At 66.1% G+C, this 18,690-nt stretch carries 19 protein-coding genes; 9 read left to right on the top strand and 10 right to left on the bottom strand.

Features of this window, described 5'->3' with window-relative positions; translation table 11 throughout:
* Window positions 1-68: 68 nt before the first annotated feature.
* The 4 genes from OHA42_RS35675 to OHA42_RS35660 form a co-directional block, all read right to left on the bottom strand.
* Window positions 69-1,481, bottom strand: coding sequence for a fatty acid desaturase family protein (locus OHA42_RS35675; RefSeq protein ID WP_406232536.1), 1,413 nt, complete (start codon window positions 1,479-1,481; stop codon window positions 69-71).
* A 79-nt stretch (window positions 1,482-1,560) separates the two neighbouring features.
* A complete protein-coding gene (locus tag OHA42_RS35670) occupies window positions 1,561-2,718 on the bottom strand; it encodes a ferredoxin reductase (protein ID WP_406232535.1) in 1,158 nt (385 codons plus the stop codon).
* Window positions 2,719-2,855: 137 nt separating this feature from the next.
* Window positions 2,856-3,410 (bottom strand): DUF6912 family protein, encoded by a 555-nt coding sequence (locus tag OHA42_RS35665; RefSeq protein WP_406239828.1) that lies wholly within the window; start codon window positions 3,408-3,410, stop codon window positions 2,856-2,858.
* Window positions 3,411-3,450: 40 nt separating this feature from the next.
* Window positions 3,451-4,872, bottom strand: a complete 1,422-nt coding sequence (locus OHA42_RS35660; protein ID WP_406232533.1) for a WS/DGAT/MGAT family O-acyltransferase — start codon at window positions 4,870-4,872, stop codon at window positions 3,451-3,453.
* A 690-nt stretch (window positions 4,873-5,562) separates the two neighbouring features.
* Here OHA42_RS35660 and secA point away from each other — a divergent pair.
* The 5 genes from secA to OHA42_RS35635 all read left to right on the top strand — a co-directional run bounded on the left by secA (window position 5,563) and on the right by OHA42_RS35635 (window position 10,800).
* On the top strand, window positions 5,563-8,391 hold the full coding sequence (gene secA / locus OHA42_RS35655; protein WP_406232531.1) for a preprotein translocase subunit SecA: 2,829 nt from the start codon (window positions 5,563-5,565) through the stop codon (window positions 8,389-8,391).
* Window positions 8,392-8,500: 109 nt separating this feature from the next.
* On the top strand, window positions 8,501-8,878 hold the full coding sequence (locus OHA42_RS35650) for a nuclear transport factor 2 family protein (protein WP_406232529.1): 378 nt from the start codon (window positions 8,501-8,503) through the stop codon (window positions 8,876-8,878).
* An 11-nt stretch (window positions 8,879-8,889) separates the two neighbouring features.
* On the top strand, window positions 8,890-9,192 hold the full coding sequence (locus tag OHA42_RS35645) for a hypothetical protein (RefSeq protein WP_406232527.1): 303 nt from the start codon (window positions 8,890-8,892) through the stop codon (window positions 9,190-9,192).
* 325 nt (window positions 9,193-9,517) lie between these two features.
* Window positions 9,518-9,913: a nuclear transport factor 2 family protein gene (locus OHA42_RS35640; protein WP_406232525.1), complete on the top strand. Its 396-nt coding sequence runs from the start codon at window positions 9,518-9,520 to the stop codon at window positions 9,911-9,913.
* An 11-nt stretch (window positions 9,914-9,924) separates the two neighbouring features.
* Window positions 9,925-10,800: a TIGR03560 family F420-dependent LLM class oxidoreductase gene (locus tag OHA42_RS35635; protein ID WP_406232523.1), complete on the top strand. Its 876-nt coding sequence runs from the start codon at window positions 9,925-9,927 to the stop codon at window positions 10,798-10,800.
* 2 nt (window positions 10,801-10,802) lie between these two features.
* On the opposite strand, the gene rsgA is transcribed toward OHA42_RS35635, so the two are convergent.
* The 3 genes from rsgA to OHA42_RS35620 form a co-directional block, all read right to left on the bottom strand.
* Entirely contained in the window at window positions 10,803-11,855 is a 1,053-nt protein-coding gene (gene rsgA / locus OHA42_RS35630; protein ID WP_406232521.1) for a ribosome small subunit-dependent GTPase A, read from the bottom strand.
* Window positions 11,804-13,114 (bottom strand): 3-phosphoshikimate 1-carboxyvinyltransferase, encoded by a 1,311-nt coding sequence (aroA, locus tag OHA42_RS35625; RefSeq protein WP_406239826.1) that lies wholly within the window; start codon window positions 13,112-13,114, stop codon window positions 11,804-11,806. The genes rsgA and aroA overlap by 52 nt, the downstream gene beginning before the upstream one ends.
* A gap of 483 nt (window positions 13,115-13,597) precedes the next feature.
* On the bottom strand, window positions 13,598-15,106 hold the full coding sequence (locus OHA42_RS35620; RefSeq protein ID WP_406232520.1) for an aldehyde dehydrogenase family protein: 1,509 nt from the start codon (window positions 15,104-15,106) through the stop codon (window positions 13,598-13,600).
* Between the two features lie 181 nt (window positions 15,107-15,287).
* Between OHA42_RS35620 and OHA42_RS35615 the strand changes: the two genes are divergently transcribed.
* Window positions 15,288-16,094, top strand: a complete 807-nt coding sequence (locus OHA42_RS35615; RefSeq protein ID WP_406232518.1) for an SOS response-associated peptidase — start codon at window positions 15,288-15,290, stop codon at window positions 16,092-16,094.
* Window positions 16,095-16,126: 32 nt separating this feature from the next.
* Here OHA42_RS35615 and OHA42_RS35610 read toward each other — a convergent pair whose 3' ends face one another.
* Entirely contained in the window at window positions 16,127-16,438 is a 312-nt protein-coding gene (locus OHA42_RS35610) for a hypothetical protein (protein WP_406232516.1), read from the bottom strand.
* 74 nt (window positions 16,439-16,512) lie between these two features.
* On the bottom strand, window positions 16,513-17,007 hold the full coding sequence (ybaK, locus tag OHA42_RS35605; RefSeq protein ID WP_406232515.1) for a Cys-tRNA(Pro) deacylase: 495 nt from the start codon (window positions 17,005-17,007) through the stop codon (window positions 16,513-16,515).
* A gap of 261 nt (window positions 17,008-17,268) precedes the next feature.
* On the opposite strand from ybaK, the gene OHA42_RS35600 reads away from it, so the two are divergent.
* Both OHA42_RS35600 and rsrA read left to right on the top strand, forming a co-directional pair.
* Window positions 17,269-17,910 carry a sigma-70 family RNA polymerase sigma factor gene (locus OHA42_RS35600; RefSeq protein ID WP_406239824.1) on the top strand — a complete coding sequence of 214 codons (642 nt, stop codon included), beginning with the start codon at window positions 17,269-17,271 and terminating at the stop codon, window positions 17,908-17,910.
* Between the two features lie 20 nt (window positions 17,911-17,930).
* Complete coding sequence (gene rsrA / locus OHA42_RS35595) at window positions 17,931-18,203, top strand: mycothiol system anti-sigma-R factor (RefSeq protein WP_406239822.1); 273 nt, start codon at window positions 17,931-17,933, stop codon at window positions 18,201-18,203.
* Window positions 18,204-18,287: 84 nt separating this feature from the next.
* Here rsrA and OHA42_RS35590 read toward each other — a convergent pair whose 3' ends face one another.
* The gene (locus tag OHA42_RS35590) at window positions 18,288-18,362 is read right to left on the bottom strand and encodes a 50S ribosomal protein bL37 (protein WP_022597109.1); all 75 of its coding nucleotides are present in this window, start codon (window positions 18,360-18,362) and stop codon (window positions 18,288-18,290) included.
* 90 nt (window positions 18,363-18,452) lie between these two features.
* On the opposite strand from OHA42_RS35590, the gene OHA42_RS35585 reads away from it, so the two are divergent.
* Window positions 18,453-18,668, top strand: a complete 216-nt coding sequence (locus OHA42_RS35585) for a biotin/lipoyl-binding carrier protein (RefSeq protein ID WP_406232513.1) — start codon at window positions 18,453-18,455, stop codon at window positions 18,666-18,668.
* Window positions 18,669-18,690: the final 22 nt, after the last annotated feature.

The raw sequence follows: 18,690 nt of genomic DNA, 5'->3' as shown, positions 1-18,690 counted from the left end.
TAGGTTACGGGGATAGGCCTCGGGATGTGGCAAATCCCCCATTGCAAAGGCGGCCGAGGTCTGCTATGTCAGCGCTTGCGCCGAATGCGGCGTAACGCCCGCTCCCGCACGGCTTTTCGACGCAACGTCGCCTGTTCCTGCCTGGCCTTTTCCTGCAGCGCTACCTTGGCCTCGCGCAGTACTTCTTTCTCGTGCCGTGCCTTTTCCTTCAGCACCACTTTGGCCTCGTTCAGCGCCGAACGCAGACCGCGTCGCTGACCGGTCTCCGGGTCGACGGGCAGCCAGTGCGTCTCGTTCCATCGGTCGGCCCACCGCTCGGTGTTCGGCATCGACGGCATGGTCGGCATGGAGATGCCCGCGAACTTGCGCTCCGAGGAGGTCTCCGGGGCATCGTCGGCGGTGCGGCGCAGGAACCGGTCCGGCAATGCCAGCTTGTGGATGGTCCGGAAGGCGAGCAGGTACTGCTTGCCGAGCGAGCCGGTGGTGTAGGGCAGGTCGTACTTGTCGCACAGCTCGCGCACGCGGACCGCGACCTCCGAGTACCGATTGCTCGGCAGGTCGGGGAACAGGTGGTGCTCGATCTGGTAGCAGAGGTTGCCGCTCATGAACGCCATGACCGGACCGGCCTTGAAGTTGGCACTGCCGAGCATCTGCCGCAGATACCATTCGCCGCTGGTCTCGCCCTCGAGCTGCTCGACGGCGAATTTCTCTGCGCCGTCGGGGAAGTGGCCGCAGAAGATCACCGCGTAGGCCCATAGGTTGCGCACGAAGTTGGCCGTCGCGTTGGCCTTCAGCGTGCTCTTCCACGCGGGGCCGGTCAGCGCCGGGTAGAACACGAAGTCCTTGGCCACCTGGCGGGTGATCTTGCGGGCGAATTCCTTGTTCGGCTCCGACATCAGATGCTTGGGCGTGCCGGACAGCTGCTTTTCGATGTCCCAGTCGTGCAGCGCAATGCCCCACTCGAAGGTCGCGGCGAGCAGGACGTTGGCGAACGGCTGGACCAGGTGGACCGGCCGCCACTCCTCGTCGCGGGTCATCCGCAGAATGCCGAAGCCTAGGTCCTCGTCCTTGCCGAGCACGTTGGTGTAGGTGTGGTGGGAGTAGTTGTGCGCCCGCCGCCACTGCGACGAGGGACCGGTCATATCCCATTCCCACGAGCTCGAGTGGATCTCCGGATCGTTCATCCAATCCCACTGCCCGTGGCTGATGTTGTGCCCGAGCTCCATGTTCTCGATGATCTTCGCGACCGACAGCAGGGCCGTGCCGCCGAGCCACGCCCAACGGTTGCGGCTGCCGAACAGCACCGCGCGCCCGGCGACTTCGAGCGCCCGCTGCGCGGCAATGGTCCGGCGGATGTACTTCGCGTCACGTTCCCCGCGCGACAGCTCCACCGAGCGGCGGATCGAATCGAGCTCCTGCCCCAGTGTTTCGATGTCCGCGGCCGTGAGATGGGCGAACGCCTTGATATCGGTGATGGCCACCGGGGTCCTTTCGCTGCTGGAATTACCTCGAGGGTACCTGGCGGCTGCTCCGACTACGGTGCGCTCGCGGTGCCCGTTGTTACACGTCGAGTGTGCAGTCGCCTGCCGCGGCCGAGATGCAGGTCTGCACCTTGTCGCCCTCGCGGCGCTCGTCGCCGTTGCGCAGATCGCGCGTATGTCCGGAAGTTATTGTCACCACGCAGGTTTGGCAGATGCCCATCCGGCAGCCGAAGGGCATCTGGACCCCGGCCGACTCGCCCGCCTCCAGGAGACTGGTCGCACCGTCGACCTCGGCGCTGCGGCCGGTCTTCCCGAAGGTGACGGTGCCGCCTTCGCCGACCGCGGAGCGCTCGATCTCGAAGCGCTCCACGTGCAGTCGATCGGCGATGTCCGCATCGCGCCAGTGGTGCTCGATCTCGTCGAGCATCGCGGCCGGGCCGCAGGCCCAGGTCTGCCGCTCGCGCCAATCGGGGAACTGCTCATCCAGTTCGGCGAGGGAGAACTTGCCCTGCTCGCTGGTGAGCTGCAGATGTGAGGAGAAGCTCGGGTGCCGATCGTGCATATCGCGCAGCTCCGCGCGGAACATCACGTCGCCGTCGGTGCGCGCGGAGTGCACGTGCACGACATCGGTCACCCGGTCGCGACGGTCCATTGCCCGCAACATCGACATGACCGGGGTGATGCCGCTGCCCGCGGTGAGGAAGAGCACCTTCTCCGGTGGCGGGAAGGGCAGCACGAAGCCGCCCTGCGGCGCGGCGAGCCGCACGATGGTGCCCGCGGCGACGCCGCTGACCAGGTGGCTGGACAGGAAGCCCTCGGGCATGGCCTTGACCGCGATGGAGATCAGCCGCTTGCTGCCGTGTTCCGGGTCGGTCCAGTTCGGCGGGCAGGTGAGCGAGTACGACCGCCAATGCCAACGGCCGTCGATCAGGATGCCGATGCCGATGTACTGACCCGGCTCGTATTTCCAGTCGAACCCCCAGCCGGGCTTGATGACGAGGGTGGCCGAATCGGCGGTTTCCTTGCGCACCTCGACGATTCGCCCGCGCAGCTCGCGTGCCGACCACAGCGGGTTGGCCAGATGCAGGTAATCGTCGGGCAGCAGGGGGGTGGTGACCCGGGCGACGGCGCCGCGCAACACATTCAGCCGTCCACCGCGCTCGGCGACATCGGCGGCCGGTGCTTCCAGCCACTCCCGAACACCCCGCACCGAGAATCCCCCTTTTTTCAAGACCATCGCTGCCGTTCGTCTCCCTGTCGTAGTGTCCGCTGTCACGGCCGCCTTGCAGTCAGGTTACGGCATCGTAGGTTCGAGCGGGGATCGGCAGGTTCGATAGGTGATCTGTCAGCGCGGGTCTTGCACGAGGATGTCGCTCACAGCAATTCGAGCAGGAAGGGGAGTTCCTGCGCGGCGTACCAGGCGAGCTGGTGGTCTTCGGCGTCGCCGAGCACGAACTCGGCATCGGTGTCGCCGAGGTCGGCGGCATCGACGACATCGACGGCCTTGGCGACCTGGGGCTCGGCCTCGGCCAGGTCGACGTGCACCGAGGCGATCTGGTCGTAGCTGATGGGACTCGTCAATCGCACCACGGCGTCGTCGAGGTCGGAGCGTAGTTTCGCGCCGATCACGTCGGCGGCGATCACCGCGCGCCGGTACACCGGGCTGTGGCTGTGCATGGCCGTCGGCCCGGCGTCGTCACTCTCGGCCGGTGCGGCACCGTCGGCAGGGTCGTGGTCCGCCGATTCGGCGGGCTCCTCGCGTTCGGCGGCGAGTAGCCGCAGCGAGGCGCGGGCGGCCTCGCCCATCGCGACCTCGGCCAGTTCGTCGTCGTCGCCGGAGGCGTAGGCCTCGCGCAGCGCGGGGGTCACCGCGAAGGCAGTGCCGCTGACCGCGCGCAATTCCCGGTTCGCCACCAGTTCGCGCAGCATCGGCACCGTCGCGGGGATGTAGACCCGCAGCTTGTTCTGGTCAGATACAGGCACCGAGCATCTCCTCCATGGACTCGTGCACCGACGCGGCCAGCACGCCGATGTCGGCCATCGCGTCGCGGTCGGCGTTGAGCCCGTAGAAGACGCGCCCGTCGTAGGACGTGATCCCGATACTCGAGGCCTGATTGCGGAGCAGCGGCGACACCGGATACATCTCCAGCATCCGCGCGCCACCGATGAACATCGGTGTCTGCGGACCCGGCGCGTTGGTGATCACCAGATTGAACGTGTGTTCTGCGAACGTACTCGCCGCCCGCACGCTCATCGCATGCAGGCTGGCCGGAGCGAACCCGGCCAGGTGCACCAGAGTTCGCGCCCTGACTCCGCGCCGTTGCTTGCCGGTTGCCTCGGTCGCGTGCGAGATGTGCGACAGCCGCATCACCGGGTTCGGTTCGCCGACCGGCAGATCGATCAGGAACGAGGACACCTCGCTGGCAGAGTGCGGCTGGTCGCCGTCGACTCCCTCGACGTACACCGACATCGGCACCACCGCACGCAGCACCGTCGACTCGGTGAGCGCCTCGCCACGGGACAACAGCCAGTTGCGCAGTGCGCCGGTGACCACCGCGAGGATGGCGTCGTTGATCGAGCAGTCGAAGCGCTTGCGGATCTTGCGGTAGTCCTCCAGATCCGTCTGGACGACATCGAACCGGCGGTTGCGGGAGGTCTTGGCGTTGAGCGGGCTGTCCGGCGTGCCGGCGGTCGCCACCCGCACCGCCGACACCACCGAGTCCACCGCCTTGCCCGCGGCCCCGATTACCGCGAAGGCGCTCGCGCTCGCATGGCGGGCCACCTCCAGTGCCTCGCGCGGCTGCGCGGCCAGATGGGTCAGCGCGCCGACGAACAGTTCCATCTCGTTGGGTTCGCGCGGCGCGTGCCAGGCGTCGTCGGCGAAAGCGCGTGGTGAGGCGCTGGCATCGAGGATCACGTGCCCGATCTCCAGCGCGGTTTCCCCGTCGACGAGCGCCGAATGCGTCTTGGTGAAGATCGCGCGCCGGCCGTCGGAAAGACCCTCGATCAGGTACATCTCCCACAGCGGCCTGCTCTGGTCCAACGGCCGCGAGGCGAGCCGGGCCACCAGATCGTGCAGCTGCTCGTCGGTACCGGGACCGGGCAGCGCCGACCGCCGAATGTGGTAGGTGATGTCGAAGGCGCTGTCCTCCACCCAGACCGGCCGACCCAGCGCGAACGGGATCTCGCGAACCTTGCGGCGATAGCGCGGCACCAGCGAGAGCCTGGCCTCGACAAGATCGACCAGCCGGTCGTAGTCGAGTGCGGGTTCCTCGGATCCGTGCGCGGGGTCGGTGTTTCGGACGATCGCGAGGGAGCCGATATGGATGGGATTGCTACTCGACTCGAGCCGATAGAACGCCGCGTCCTGCGGCGACAATCTCGTGATCACGCTGCCCGGTGCTCCTTCCGACGCCTCGGTCGACGCCGATTGTGTTCACTCCACAACGGTTCGCCTCTTCCCCTGTGGCATATCCAGCGAAACCGGCACACCTCTTTTACCCTGTTCGGGCCTGTGGCAGGCTGCGCCGACCCGAGCTCGGTGAACTCGATTCGATCACAAGGGGAAGGGTTGTGCACAGCAGACGATCGTTGCTGTCGCTCGCTCCGCATGAGCCTGCGCTGCCCTGCCGTCACCGCATGTCGTCTCCTCGCGGGCAGACCGCTACCGGGGGTGGGTCCGCGCGGGGACGATAGACGACTTACATCGTACGGCACCGGGACTGAAACAGGTTCCGCAGCAATTCGATTCGCTGAAAGTTCGCTGCGACCGTATTTCGGGACCCGCGCGTGGATCTGTGCACGCGACCAGCTGTGATACCCGACCGTGCCTGGGAGGCGTGCCGCGCGGCGGGTACGGTGGCAAGTAACGGGCGGGACCACATGGTGGGGCCGGGGTGAAGCAGCGCAACGCTGCTCGTCGACGCTTACCATGGGTGCCGCATTATCATGAAGCGTGCTGCGGATTCCGTCATACCCGACGGGCCCGTGCGCACCGGCCCGACTGGGCTCCGCACTCGGGCCTGACGCGGGCGGCGGCCGACAACACGATGACACACCGACCAGAGGACTGACGAGACCCGTGCCTGCGCTGACACTGACGAGGTTGCTACGGATTGGTGAGGGTCGCACGGTCAAGCGCCTGGCCCATCTCGCGGACGAGGTCCTCACGCTCGGCTCGGAGATCGAGCTGCTCACCGACGCCGAGCTGCAGGCCAAGACCGACGAGTTCAGGGAACGCTACGCCGACGGCGAGTCGCTGGACGACCTGCTGCTCGAGGCGTTCGCCGTCGCGCGCGAGGCATCCTGGCGAGTGCTGAACCAGAAGCACTACAAGGTGCAGATCATGGGTGGCGCGGCGCTGCATCTGGGCAATATCTCCGAGATGAAGACCGGTGAGGGCAAGACGCTCACCTCGGTGCTGCCCGCCTACCTGAACGCGATCAGCGGCGACGGCGTGCACATCGTCACCACCAACGACTACCTCGCCAAGCGCGACTCCGAGTGGATGGGCCGTGTGCACCGTTTCCTCGGTCTCGAGGTCGGGGTGATCCTGTCCGGCATGACGCCCGCGCAACGGCGCACGTCCTACCACGCCGACATCACCTACGGCACCAACAACGAGTTCGGTTTCGACTACCTGCGCGACAATATGACGCACTCGCTGGACGATCTGGTGCAGCGCGGCCACAACTTCGCCGTCGTCGACGAGGTCGACTCCATCCTCATCGACGAGGCGCGCACCCCACTGATCATCTCGGGTCCCGCGGACGCTTCCAGCAAGTGGTACGCAGAGTTCGCCAGGATCGCGCCGCTGCTGAAGAAGGACCTGCACTACGAGGTCGACATCAAGAAGCGCACCATCGGTGTACACGAGGCCGGTGTCGAGTTCATCGAGGACCAGCTCGGTATCGACAACCTCTACGAGGCTGCCAATTCGCCGCTGGTCAGCTACGTGAACAACGCCATCAAGGCCAAAGAGCTCTACGCGCGCGACAAGGACTACATCGTCCGCGACGGCGAGGTGATCATCGTCGACGAGTTCACCGGCCGCATCCTGGTCGGCCGCCGCTACAACGAGGGCATGCACCAGGCGATCGAGGCCAAGGAAGGCGTCGAGATCCAGCCGGAGAATCAGACTCTGGCCACGATCACGCTGCAGAACTACTTCCGTCTCTACAACAAGCTCTCCGGCATGACCGGTACCGCGGAGACCGAGGCGGCCGAGCTGCACTCGATCTACGCCCTCGGTGTGGTGCCGATTCCGACGAACAAGCCGATGGTCCGCGCGGACCAGTCGGACCTGATCTACAAGACCGAAGAGGCCAAGTTCGCCGCCGTCGTCGATGACGTCACCGAGCGGCACGAAAAGGGTCAGCCGGTGCTGATCGGTACCACGAGCGTCGAACGCTCGGAGTACCTGTCCAAGCAGTTCACCAAGCGCGGCATCCCGCACAACGTGCTGAATGCGAAGTTCCACGAGAAGGAAGCCGAGATCATCGCCGAGGCCGGTCGGCCCGGCGCGGTGACCGTGGCGACCAATATGGCCGGTCGTGGCACCGACATCGTGCTCGGCGGCAACCCGGACATCATCACCGACATCATCCTGCGCAAGGAGGGCCTCGATCCGGTCGAGACGCCGGACGAGTACCAGGCCGCGTGGCTGCCCACGCTGGAGCGGGTCAAGGCAACGACCTCCGAGGACGCCGAGGATGTGCGCGATGCCGGTGGGCTGTACGTGCTCGGCACCGAGCGGCACGAATCGCGTCGTATCGACAACCAGTTGCGTGGTCGTTCCGGCCGCCAGGGCGACCCCGGCGAGTCCCGCTTCTACCTGTCGCTGGGTGACGAGCTGATGCGCCGCTTCAACGGCGCGGCGCTGGAAGCCATCATGACCCGGCTGAACCTGCCCGATGATGTGCCGATCGAGGCGAAGATGGTCTCCAAGGCCATCAAGAGCGCGCAGACCCAGGTCGAGCAGCAGAACTTCGAGATCCGCAAGAACGTGCTCAAGTACGACGAGGTGATGAACCAGCAGCGCACCATCATCTACGGCGAGCGCAACAGGATCCTGCGTGGCGAGGACATGGAGGGCCAGGTCCAGAGCATGATCACCGACGTGATCAGCGCATACGTCGACGGTGCCACCGCCGAGGGCTATGTGGAGGACTGGGATCTGGACAAGCTGTGGGCGGCGTTGAAGACGCTGTACCCGGTGAGCATCGACGTCAAGGAGCTGACCGGCGAGACCTCGGTCGGCGAGGCGGGTGACCTGACCAGTGAGGAACTGGCCGATGCACTGCTCGACGACGCGCATGACGCGTACGAGAAGCGCGAGCAAGAGATCGACGGTCTCGCCGGCGACGGCAGCATGCGCAATCTCGAACGCCAGGTGTTGCTTTCGGTGCTGGACCGCAAGTGGCGCGAGCACCTCTACGAGATGGACTACCTCAAGGAGGGCATCGGCCTGCGCGCGATGGCGCAGCGTGACCCGCTCGTCGAGTATCAGCGTGAGGGCTTCGACATGTTCTCCGCGATGCTGGAGGGCCTGAAGGAGGAGTCGGTCGGCTTCCTGTTCAACCTGCAGGTCGAGGTCCAGCAGCCGCAGCCCGAGGGTGTTTCGGTGGACACCGGCCTGCGCTCGCCGGTCGGCGCCATGTCGGCTCCCCGTCCGCTGCCCACCCAGCAGGCCCCGGTCGCCAACGGTGCACCGGCTGCATTGCGTGCCAAGGGCATCGACGATTCCGGCTCTCGCGGCTTCCACTACTCGGGCCCTGCCGAGGACGGGCTCGCCCAGGTGCACGACGACGCCGAGGAGTACGGCGACGGCACCACCCGCCGCGAACGCCGCGAGGCGGCCCGTGGCCAAGCGAAGCCGAAGCGCGCCCCGAAGACCCGCCGCAGGCACTGACGGCCGCGATCGGAACTCAATAGCGAAGGCGCCCATGGACACTCCGAGTCCATGGGCGCTTTTGTGTATCAATACCAGGGGGCGACGGGTGCGCCGCTAGGTTCGAAGTATGGATCGCAGCGCTGTCGAGGAGTGGGTCGCGGGCTACGAACGGGCCTGGCGGACGCCGGGAACGCGGGGACTGGGTGAGCTGTTCACCGCCGATATCCGGTATCTGATGTCACCGTGGTCGGAGCCGGTGGTCGGTTTGGTTGCGCTGGAGGCGTTTTGGGAGGCCGGGCGGGACGGACCCGATGAAGCGTTCACCATGCGGTCGGAGATCGTCGCGGTGGACGGGTCCGCCGCCGTCGTCCGGGTTGCGGTCGAGTACGTCAGGGATCAACCGTCTCGGTGGCGCGATTTGTGGGTGTTGCGGTTCGATCCGGACGGGCGTTGCGCGTGTTTCGAGGAGTGGCCGTTCGCGCCGGGGCAGCCCGACGGGCACTAAACGAACCGCCAATGTTCCTCTACATCGACGACAGCACCGGTGTCGATGCGATCGAGGCATTGGAAAGTCTTGCCGACGCCGCCCGTCGTGCGGCACATGGGCAAATCGACGTATACCTCGTTGCGGCGCCAGGGGCCGCCGTCGATGGGACGGTACTGCCGGTGATCCGTGACCGTGATGGGGACTTCGCACGCACGTACCGCGCCGAGGGCGGCGATGTCTATGTCGTCCGACCCGATGGGTACCTAGGCTTCGCTCAGCAGGCCGCCTCGGCCGACGATCTGGCCGAGTACCTCGGGTCCACCTTCCGCTGACCGGGCAGGCGCCCGCACTCGTGGCAGGCTCGACGGGCATTGGACCCGTGTGCGCGGTCGGTTCCGGGTGTCGAGGATGGCGTCGAAGGATTTGAACGCCGTCTTCTCGGAAATATTTGCGGCGCGGGCGATTTCGCCACGGTGACGGCGTCGGAGCCGAGTTCGGCGAACAGTGCCGCGGGCCGTACCCATGATCTGCGGCGGTCCCGAGCTTCTTGCGCGCCCGCAATCCGAGTTCGTTCAAGCAATGACGATTGCACTTGACGTATAGCGACAGTATTTTTACAGTGACAGTAATTTACTGAACAACTAGAGAGCGGCAATCATGACGACCACCGATGACATCCTGGAACTGAGCGCGCGTTGGGCCGCGGCCGAACAGCGCGCGGATACCGCCGAACTCGACCTCATCACGACCGCCGATTTCACCCTGGTCGGACCACTCGGCTTCGTCCTCGACAAACAGCAGTGGCTAGCTCGCTACCGCACGGGTGGACTGGTCACCAAGACGCTGACCTGGCATGACGTGACCATCCGCGAGTACGGCGATGCTGCCGTCGCCGTCGGTGTGCACACCCAGGAGGCTGAATTCCAGGGCACGTCGGCCGACGGCTCGTTCCGTGCCACGCACATCTTCACCCACGACGGCGTGCGGTGGGCGCTGGCCGGAATGCATCTCTCCCCGGTCGGCGCGATGCCGTTCCAGCCGCCCGCGAGCTGAGGAGCACCGCGATGCGGGTCAGTATCAGCATGACGAATTTCACCGTGCCGGGCGGCCCACCGGAGCTGCGCGACTATCTGACGCGAATCGCGCGGGTCGCGGATGAGTCGGGCATCGATACCCTATGGGTGCCCGACCATCTGCTTCCCGCCGATCCGATGAGCGCGATCGATGACCCCATGCTCGAGGCATGCACCACACTGGGATTCCTTGCGGCACAAACGGAACGGGTGCGCCTGGGCACCATGGTCACGGCAGTGCACTTCCGTCCGCCCAGCGTAACGGTCAAGGCGATCAGCACCCTCGATGTGCTGACCGGTGGTCGTGCCTGGTTCGGTATCGGCGCAGGCTACCAACAGGATGAAGCACTCGCGATGGGTTTGTCGTTGCCGTCGGTCTCCGAACGCTTCGAGCGCCTGGAGGAGACGCTGCGGCTGGCGCGTCAAATGTGGGCAGGTGACACGTCGCCGTTCGTCGGCGTCCACTACCGGCTGGAGCATCCGGCGAACAGCCCGAACACTCTGCGCCGCCCGCACCCGCCCATCCTCGTCGGCGGTGCCGGGGAGCGTCGGACGCTCCGGTTGGTCGCGCGATACGCCGATGCTTGCAATCTGTTCGACATCCCCGACGGCGGAAAGACACTGCGGCACAAGCTCGCCGTGCTCGCCGAGCACTGCGCCGAGAACGACAGGCCGTACGGCGACATCGAGAAGACCGTCACCACGGCTCTGGCGCCGGGGGAGTCGGCCGCGGAATTCGCACGCCGATGCGCCGACCTGGCGGAACTCGGTGCCGAGCACATCGTGGTGATCACCCGCAACGTTCCGTGGACCGACGAGGCGGTGCGCATCGTCGCCGCGGGCGCTGCGGACATGCCGCAGCCGTAGCCCTACTCGCCGCGGTCCAGTTTCCAGGAGTCGTTGGAGATCAAGGCGGTGAGCAGCAGGCGGATCGCGGCTACTCTGCGCTCTTTGCCCGGCAGTTGGTCGAGAGCGCATTCTGGGTCGGTGGGCGGACCCAGGTGGGTGCAGCCGCGGGGGCAATCCTCGATGGCGGTCGCGAGGTCGGTGAAGGCGGAGATGACGTCGTCGGGGGTGATATGGGCGAGACCGAAGGAGCGAACCCCCGGGGTATCGATGACCCAGCCGCCCGCGGGCAGGGGCAGCGCGACGGATTGGGTGGAGGTGTGGCGCCCCTTGCCGACGCCGGAGACGATGCCGACGGCCCTATCCGCGTCGGGGACAAGGCGATTCACCAATGTGGACTTGCCGACACCAGAGTGGCCGATGAGCGCGGTGAGGTTGCCGTCGAGTAGTTCGTTGATCGGGCCGAGTGGATCATCGATGCCGCCGTAGACGATGGTGAGGTCGAGATCGTCGAAAGCGGCGGCGAATTCGGATTCGGCGGCCAGGTCGTGTTTGGTCAGACACAGGATGGGTTGCAGCCCACCGGCATACGCGGCGACCATGGCGCGCTCGACGAAACCGGTGCGCGGCGGCGGGTCGGCGAGCGCGACCACGATGAACAGCTGTTCGGCATTGCCTACCACGATCCGTTCGAAGGGGTCGGTGTCATCGGCGGTGCGGCGCAATACTGTTCGGCGTTCGGAAACACGGACAATGCGGGCGAGGGTGTCGGGCCTACCGGACAGATCTCCTACCACGTCCACCTGATCGCCGACCACGATCGGGGTGCGGCCGAGTTCGCGGGCCCGCATCGCGACGATCGGTCGATCCGGGTCGCTGCCGAGCACGCAACCCCAGCGGCCGCGGTCCACCGCGACAACCATCGCGGATTCCGCATCATTGTGCTGCGGACGGGTTTTCGTGCGGGGACGAGAACTCTTGCCCGGGCGCACCCGGACATCGGATTCGTCGTACTCGCGACGCCTCAGTGTGCCGCTCCCTGGTTCGAGAGTGTCGGATCGAGCATCTGCTCCCACAGCGCGACGAAACCGGGCAGCGTCTTGGCTGTCGTGCCGATGTCCTCGATCTCGATACCAGTCACCCGAAGTCCGAGAATCGCACCCGCCGTTGCCATTCGGTGATCGGCGTAGGAGTGCCAGATGCCACCGTGCAGCGGGGCCGGGATGATCTCCAGCCCGTCCTCGGTCTCGGTGACATTGCCGCCGAGCCGGTTGATCTCGGTGGACAGTGCCGCGAGGCGGTCGGTCTCATGGCCGCGCAGATGCGCGATACCGCGCAGCCGGGACGGCGAATCCGCCAGTGCGGCAAGGGCTGCCACGGTGGGGGTCAGCTCGCCGACGTCGTGCAGGTCGATGTCGATGCCCGCCAGGCGCTCCGGGCCGCGCACGGTGAGCACGCCGTCGAAGCGGCTCGTCTCGGCGCCCATGCGCACCAGGATTTCCCGGATCACATCGCCGGGCTGGGTGGTGATCCGCGGCCAATGCGGAATGCGCACCTCGCCGCCGGTGATCGCCGCGGCGGCCAGGAACGGTGTGGCATTGGACAGATCGGGCTCGATATCCCAATCCACCGCGCGGATCGGCCCCGGCGCGACGGTCCAAGTCTGGGCCTTGCGGCTATCCGCGGGCGCCTCGACGGCGACATCGGCCCGCCGCAGCATCTCCACGGTCATCTCGATATGTGGCATCGAGGGCAGCGCTTTGCCGTCGTGGTGCACGATCACGCCCTCGTCGAACCGGGCTGACGACAACAGCAGTCCCGACACGAACTGGGAGGACCCCGACGCGTCGATGGTGACCTTGCCGCCACGCAACGCGCCCTTGCCGTGCACGGTGAACGGCATCGCACTGCCATCGATATCGGCGCCGAGCCTGCGCAGTGCGTCCAAGATGGTGCCGAGCGGTCTGACCCGCGCCTGCTCATCGCCGTCGAACGCCACATCGCCGCTCGCCAGCGCCGCCACCGGCGGCAGGAACCGCATCACGGTGCCCGCCAGCCCACAGTCGACAGTGCCGCCGCCCAGCGGAGCCGGCGTGACGGTGAGCGTGTCGCCGTCACCCTCGATGCCTACGCCCATGGCGCGCAACGCGCCGATCATCAGATTGGTATCGCGACTGCGCAGCGCGCCGGAGATCGTCGAAGGGCCGTCGGCAAGGGCAGCCAGGATCAAGGCCCGGTTGGTGATGGATTTAGATCCGGGCAAGGTCACGGTCGCGTGCACGGGGACATCGACATGGGGCGCTGGCCAGAAACTCACCTGTCCATCTTCGCCCATCGTGCAGTCGGACACGCGGGCGGTGTTGTTTTTGCAGCGCCTGCGGCGCTGTGTTTTTGGCAGCGCCTGCGGCGCTGCGTGTTCGCGGCCCCCTTGGTCTCGCTTCCGAGCCGTCGAGACTCGCGACTTCGTCGCATGCGCTTCGACGGCTCGGAAGCGAGACGGGCCGCGAACTCTAGTGCTCGGTCTCGCTTCGCTCGGAAGGTGTCATCGTGCCTAGTGGGTGCGTTGGTAGCTGAGCTTGCGACTTTGTTGCTGCGCTCGGGTGCTCGAACGCGAGACGGGTCGTGGACTCTAGTGCTGGGTCTTGCTGCGCTCGGAAGGTGTCATCGTGCCGAGTGGGGGCGTTGATAGGGATTGTCGCGACCTTGTTGGGTGCTGTTGGGTGACCTTGGCACTGCCCGTTCGGTGAGTTGGCCGCGTGGTGAGTTGGCCGCCCGGCCACGGGCTTTTGTCGGTGGCCGGGCGGTATCCAGAAGTCGGTTACTTGTGGCGGCCGTGGAGGAGCGGGACGAGTTTGCGCAGCAGCTTCATGGTGGAGTCGGTGCGCGAGTAGCTCAGTAGCGCCATGCCGGGGATGGCGAAGCGCTGCACGGCGATCGAGTGCGGGCGGGAGAATTCGCGCAGGCCGGGCTCGCCGTGGATGCGGCCGATACCGGAATCGCCGACGCCGCCGAAGGGCAGGCCTGCGATGGCGGCGAAGGCGAGCACGGAGTTGACCGAGGTGGCGCCGACGCGCAGCCTGCGGGCGATCTCCAGGCCGTTCTTCTTGGAGTACACCGCAGAGGACAGGCCGTACTTGGACTTGTTGGCCAGTTCGACCGCCTCGTCCACGTCGTCCACGGTGCGGATGGTGATGGTCGGGCCGAAGGTCTCCTCGCACACCGCTTCGGAGTTCTCGTCCACATCGACGAGCACCACCGGCTCGATGAACGGCGCCTTGACCGATTCCGGCCCACCGAGGACCGCGGTGCCACCGTTCTTCAGCGCGTCCTCGATATGGCGGCGCACGATGTCGACCTGGCTCGGCATGGTCATCGGGCCGTAGGCGGCACCGGCACCGGATCCGGGCTTGATGTCGGTCAGAATGCGCTTCACCTCGGCGACGAACGCGTCGCGCACCGAACGATCCACGTACACCCGCTCCACGCCCGCGCAGGTCTGGCCGCTGTTGGCGGTGGCGCCCCAGGCGACCGCGTCGGCGGCGGCCTTGATGTCGGCGTCGCCCGCGACGATCACCGCGTCCTTGCCGCCGCATTCCAGCAGCACCGGGGTCAGCGAGTCCGCTGCCGCGGCCATGATGCGCTTGCCGGTGGCGGTGGAGCCGGTGAACGCGAGCTTGTCCACGCCGGACTTGACCAGCGCCGCGCCGGTGGCGCCGAAACCGTTGATGGTCTCGAAAACGCCTTCCGGCAGTTCCGGATTGGCCTTCTTGAACGCCTCGGAGAGGAAATTGCCGATGCTGGTGGAGAATTCGCTCGGCTTGAACACCACGGTATTGCCGGCGGCGAGGGCGTAGGCAATGGAGCCGTTGGGAGTGTAGACGGGGTAGTTCCATGGGCCGATCACGCCGACAACGCCCAGCGGGCGCTGCTCGAGGCGGGCGGAGAAGTTCGACATCAGCACGCCGGGGAAGACTTTCTTCGGCGAGAGGATCTTCTTGGCGTTCTTCGCCGCCCAGGCGATGTGCTCGAGTGCGAGCATCAGCTCCAGGAAGGCGTCGTCGAGCGGCTTGCCGTTCTCCTGGTGGATCAGCGCGCAGAACTCGTCGGAACTCGTGACCAGCTGGGTCGACCAGCGCAGCAGGTGCTTGTGGCGCTCGTCGAAGCTCAGCGTCCCCCAGGTCGCGGCGGCGGTGCGGGCCTTGGCCACTGCCGCGCGCACCGCGTCTTCATCGGCGACGGTGTGCGTGGCGATGACCTCGCCCGTGGCAGGGTCGACCGACGTCAGCGCCGTGTCTGGCGCGGCCGGGGTGGTCTCGATGGTGGTCACGGTGGGTTTCTCCTCTTGCCGGTAACGGCGGCCGGACGTGGCGGTCGGTGCGCATGTCGGAACGAGCGACATAAGTTACCGCCCATTCCTTGAGAGAATGCTATGTCAGAACTCTCACGAGGTCACCTACTACCTTCCAATTGTTCCCGACTCTGTCGGCCCTCGGTGGGAGTATCGACATATGTGCGGACGATATGCGACGACCACCGATCCCGGCCGGCTTGCCGTCGAGCTGGACGCCATCGATGAGACCGATACCGGAACCGACGCGCGGACCGGTGGTTTCACCAACTACAACGTCGCGCCGACCACCCAGGTACTGACGGTCGTCGAGCGCCATGAGCACGGAACCAAAGACGACGATCCGCGGCTGCGGATCCGGCGAATGCGCTGGGGCCTCATCCCGACGTGGACCAAAGCCGCCGAGCCTGGTGTGCCGGTGAAGGGCAAGCCGCTGTTCAATGCCCGCGCCGACAAGGCCGCCACCACCGCGTCGTTCCGCGATGCGGTGAAGTACCGGCGCTGCCTGGTGCCGATGGACGGCTGGTACGAATGGGTCGTCGAGCCCGACGCGCTCGCCGGGGCCAAGGGGAAGGTGGCCAAGCATCCGTTCTACATGTCGGCCGCCGACGGTTCCCGGTTGTACATGGCCGGTCTGTGGTCGGTGTGGCGCGATCGAACGCAGGCGAGCGAGCCGCTGTTGTCGTGCACGATTCTGACCACGGACGCGGTGGGCGATCTGACGCACATCCACGATCGGATGCCGTTGCCGATGCCGAAGGAGCACTGGGACGCCTGGCTCGATCCGGACCATCCCGCGCCCGCCACCCTGCTGGAGACCCCCGGTGTCGACGCCGTGTCCGGCATCGTGGCACGGCCGGTGCCGGATCTGGTCAACAGCGTCCGCAACAACGGTCCGGAACTGCTGGCCCGGGTGTCGGGTGCGGCGGCGGACATCGAGCAGGCCGGGCAGATCAGCCTGTTGTGATCGCCCGGCCTGTCGGTGTCGCTAGCGGTGATTCAGAGCTGGCACTTGACGCTGGGCGTCGCGATATTCAGCCCGCACTTGATGATGCCGGTGATCAGGTCGATGATCTTGGTGGTCACTCCACCGCCGAGTTTCTCGGCCTTATCGGCCTTATCATCCTTTGTCGGGGTGCCCTCTTTACTCGGTGCATCGTCGGCGCCGAGCCCGTCGAACGGGAAGTCGGCGATCTGAGTCACCGAGGGACGGTCTGGTGCGGCCGCGGCCGCTGGAGCTTGTAGCGCCCCCGAACCAAAGGCTAGGACCAGCGCACCGAACAGGGAGACGATCATGGTGCGCAGAGACATTTCGCATCACATCCTCGGGTCGGACGAATCTGGGTCTGTCCAGTAACGCACAGGTAGCCCGGAATCCGCGTCGATTACACCGATGTGACCGGCGTGGTGACCGCATTGGTCAGCCGAACCAGATCGCCGGGCGCGACCTCGATCTCCAGCCCCCGTCGCCCCGCGCTGCACAACACCCGATCCCAGGTCAGCGCAGAGGCGTCCACCACGGTGGGCAGCGACTTGCGCTGTCCGAGTGGTGAGATGCCGCCGAGCACGTAACCGGTGACCCGTTCGGCCTTCGCTTTGTCTGCCATCGCCGCCTTCGGCGCGCCGAGCGCCGCGGCAGCTGCCTTGAGCGACAACATATTCGGCACCGGAAGCACCGCGACGGCCAATGTTCCCGTCGACAGCTCGAGCACCAGGGTCTTGAAGATCTGCGCGGCGTCGAGGCCGAGTTCGCCGGCCAGCGCGTCGACCGCTTCGGTGCCATAGGAATCGGCGCGTGGGTCGTGGGGGTAGGCGTGCACATGGTGGGCGACTCCGGCCTTGATCAAGGTGCGGATCGCCGGGGTCGAGGCTCCTGCCATGCCGGACACCTTAGTTGCGTGACGGCACAGGCTGACAACGGCTTTTCGATGCCGTGACGTTGCCGTGGGAACACAGTCGGGGCCGAGTCTGTTGACGCAAATACACAAGCAGCCTTGTGCACGACGCGAAGGAGAAGTCGGGTGCCCGTTCTGATCGAGGAACGTCCGGTATGGACCGAGGTGTCGCCGACGAATGACCGGTTCCCGTTCGAAATGCCACTGCCGGTAGATTTGGCAGGTACGGCGATCGAAGGGACACGTGTGACGAGCGACGACGATGTGGTGACCGACGGTGAGGTCGGCGCCGCGGTCGACGAAACCGCGCTGGCGCAGCGGTTCGAGCGGGACGCGCTCCCGATGCTCGACCAGCTGTACGGTGCCGCGCTGCGCATGACCAGGAATCCGGCCGACGCCGAGGATCTGGTTCAGGAGACCTACGTCAAGGCATTCCAGGGATTCAAGTCCTTCAAGGAGGGCACCAACCTGCGCGCCTGGCTGTACCGGATCCTGACCAACACTTACATCAACTCCTACCGCAAGAAGCAGCGTCAGCCCGCGCAATACCCGACAGACGAGATCACCGACTGGCAGCTGGCGGCAACCGCCGAGCACACCTCGCAGGGTCTGCGTTCGGCCGAGGTCGAGGCGCTGGACGCGCTGCCGGACGACGACATCAAGGCTGCATTGCAGGAGTTGCCGGAGGAATTCCGGATGGCGGTCTACTACGCCGACGTGGAGGGCTTTCCGTATAAGGAGATCGCCGACATCATGGGTACCCCCATCGGTACGGTGATGTCCCGATTGCATCGCGGGCGCAAGCAGCTGAAGGGTTTGCTCGCGGACGTGGCGCGTGAACGTGGATTCAACCGCAACGAGGCGGAACGCCAGGAGGTCAAGCAGTGAGTACGGAGCGCGACCCCGATATGGAGCTCGACTGCACGGCTGTGCTCGCCGATGTCTGGTTGATGCTCGACGGTGAATGTGACGCCGCGACCCGAGCCCGGTTGCAGCATCACATGGATCACTGCTCGCCCTGCATCGAGGCATACGGCATCGAGGAGAAGATCAAGGGTCTGCTGAGCCGCAAGTGCGGTGGCGACCGCGCACCGGACTCGCTGCGTGACCGGCTGACCGTGGAGATCCGCCGATCGGTGACGATCGCCCAGGTCGAATCGCCGCAGGCGAGCGAATCCTGATCGGGGGCGACCCCCGAAACGACTGAGCGGCACGCTCTTCCGTCCTGGAGGAGCGTGCCGCTCACGTTCTGTCAGCAGAACGGCTCAGGCGTTCGGCCTCTTGCCATGGTTTGCTGCGTTGCCCTTGCGGCTGCGCTTCTTACGACCACGCTTACCCATCGGTAGTCTCCCTTCTGTTGAAGGCCATTGTTTCATGTGTGGTTGGCTGTACCTTCAGCGGATACAGCGCCGACGAGTGAATGGGGTGTCATGGCTGAGGAAGTGCGCGCGGAGATGGTGTCGACAGTGCTGACCGTCGAAGTGGCCGTCGGCGACAAGGTGGAACTCGACCAGACCTTGGTGCTGCTCGAGTCCATGAAGATGGAGATCCCGGTGGTCGCCGAGATCGATGGTGAAGTCACCTCGATCGTCGTCGCGCCCGGCCAGGTCCTGAAGCAGGGCGACCTGATCGCCGTCATTTCCTGAGCGAACCGAAGCGGCAGACCGA

Source organism: Nocardia sp. NBC_01009 (assembly GCF_045208035.1).
Classification (GTDB): domain Bacteria; phylum Actinomycetota; class Actinomycetes; order Mycobacteriales; family Mycobacteriaceae; genus Nocardia.
Note: the sequence above shows the minus strand (reverse complement) of the source record. Positions and strands in the feature narration are given on the sequence as shown.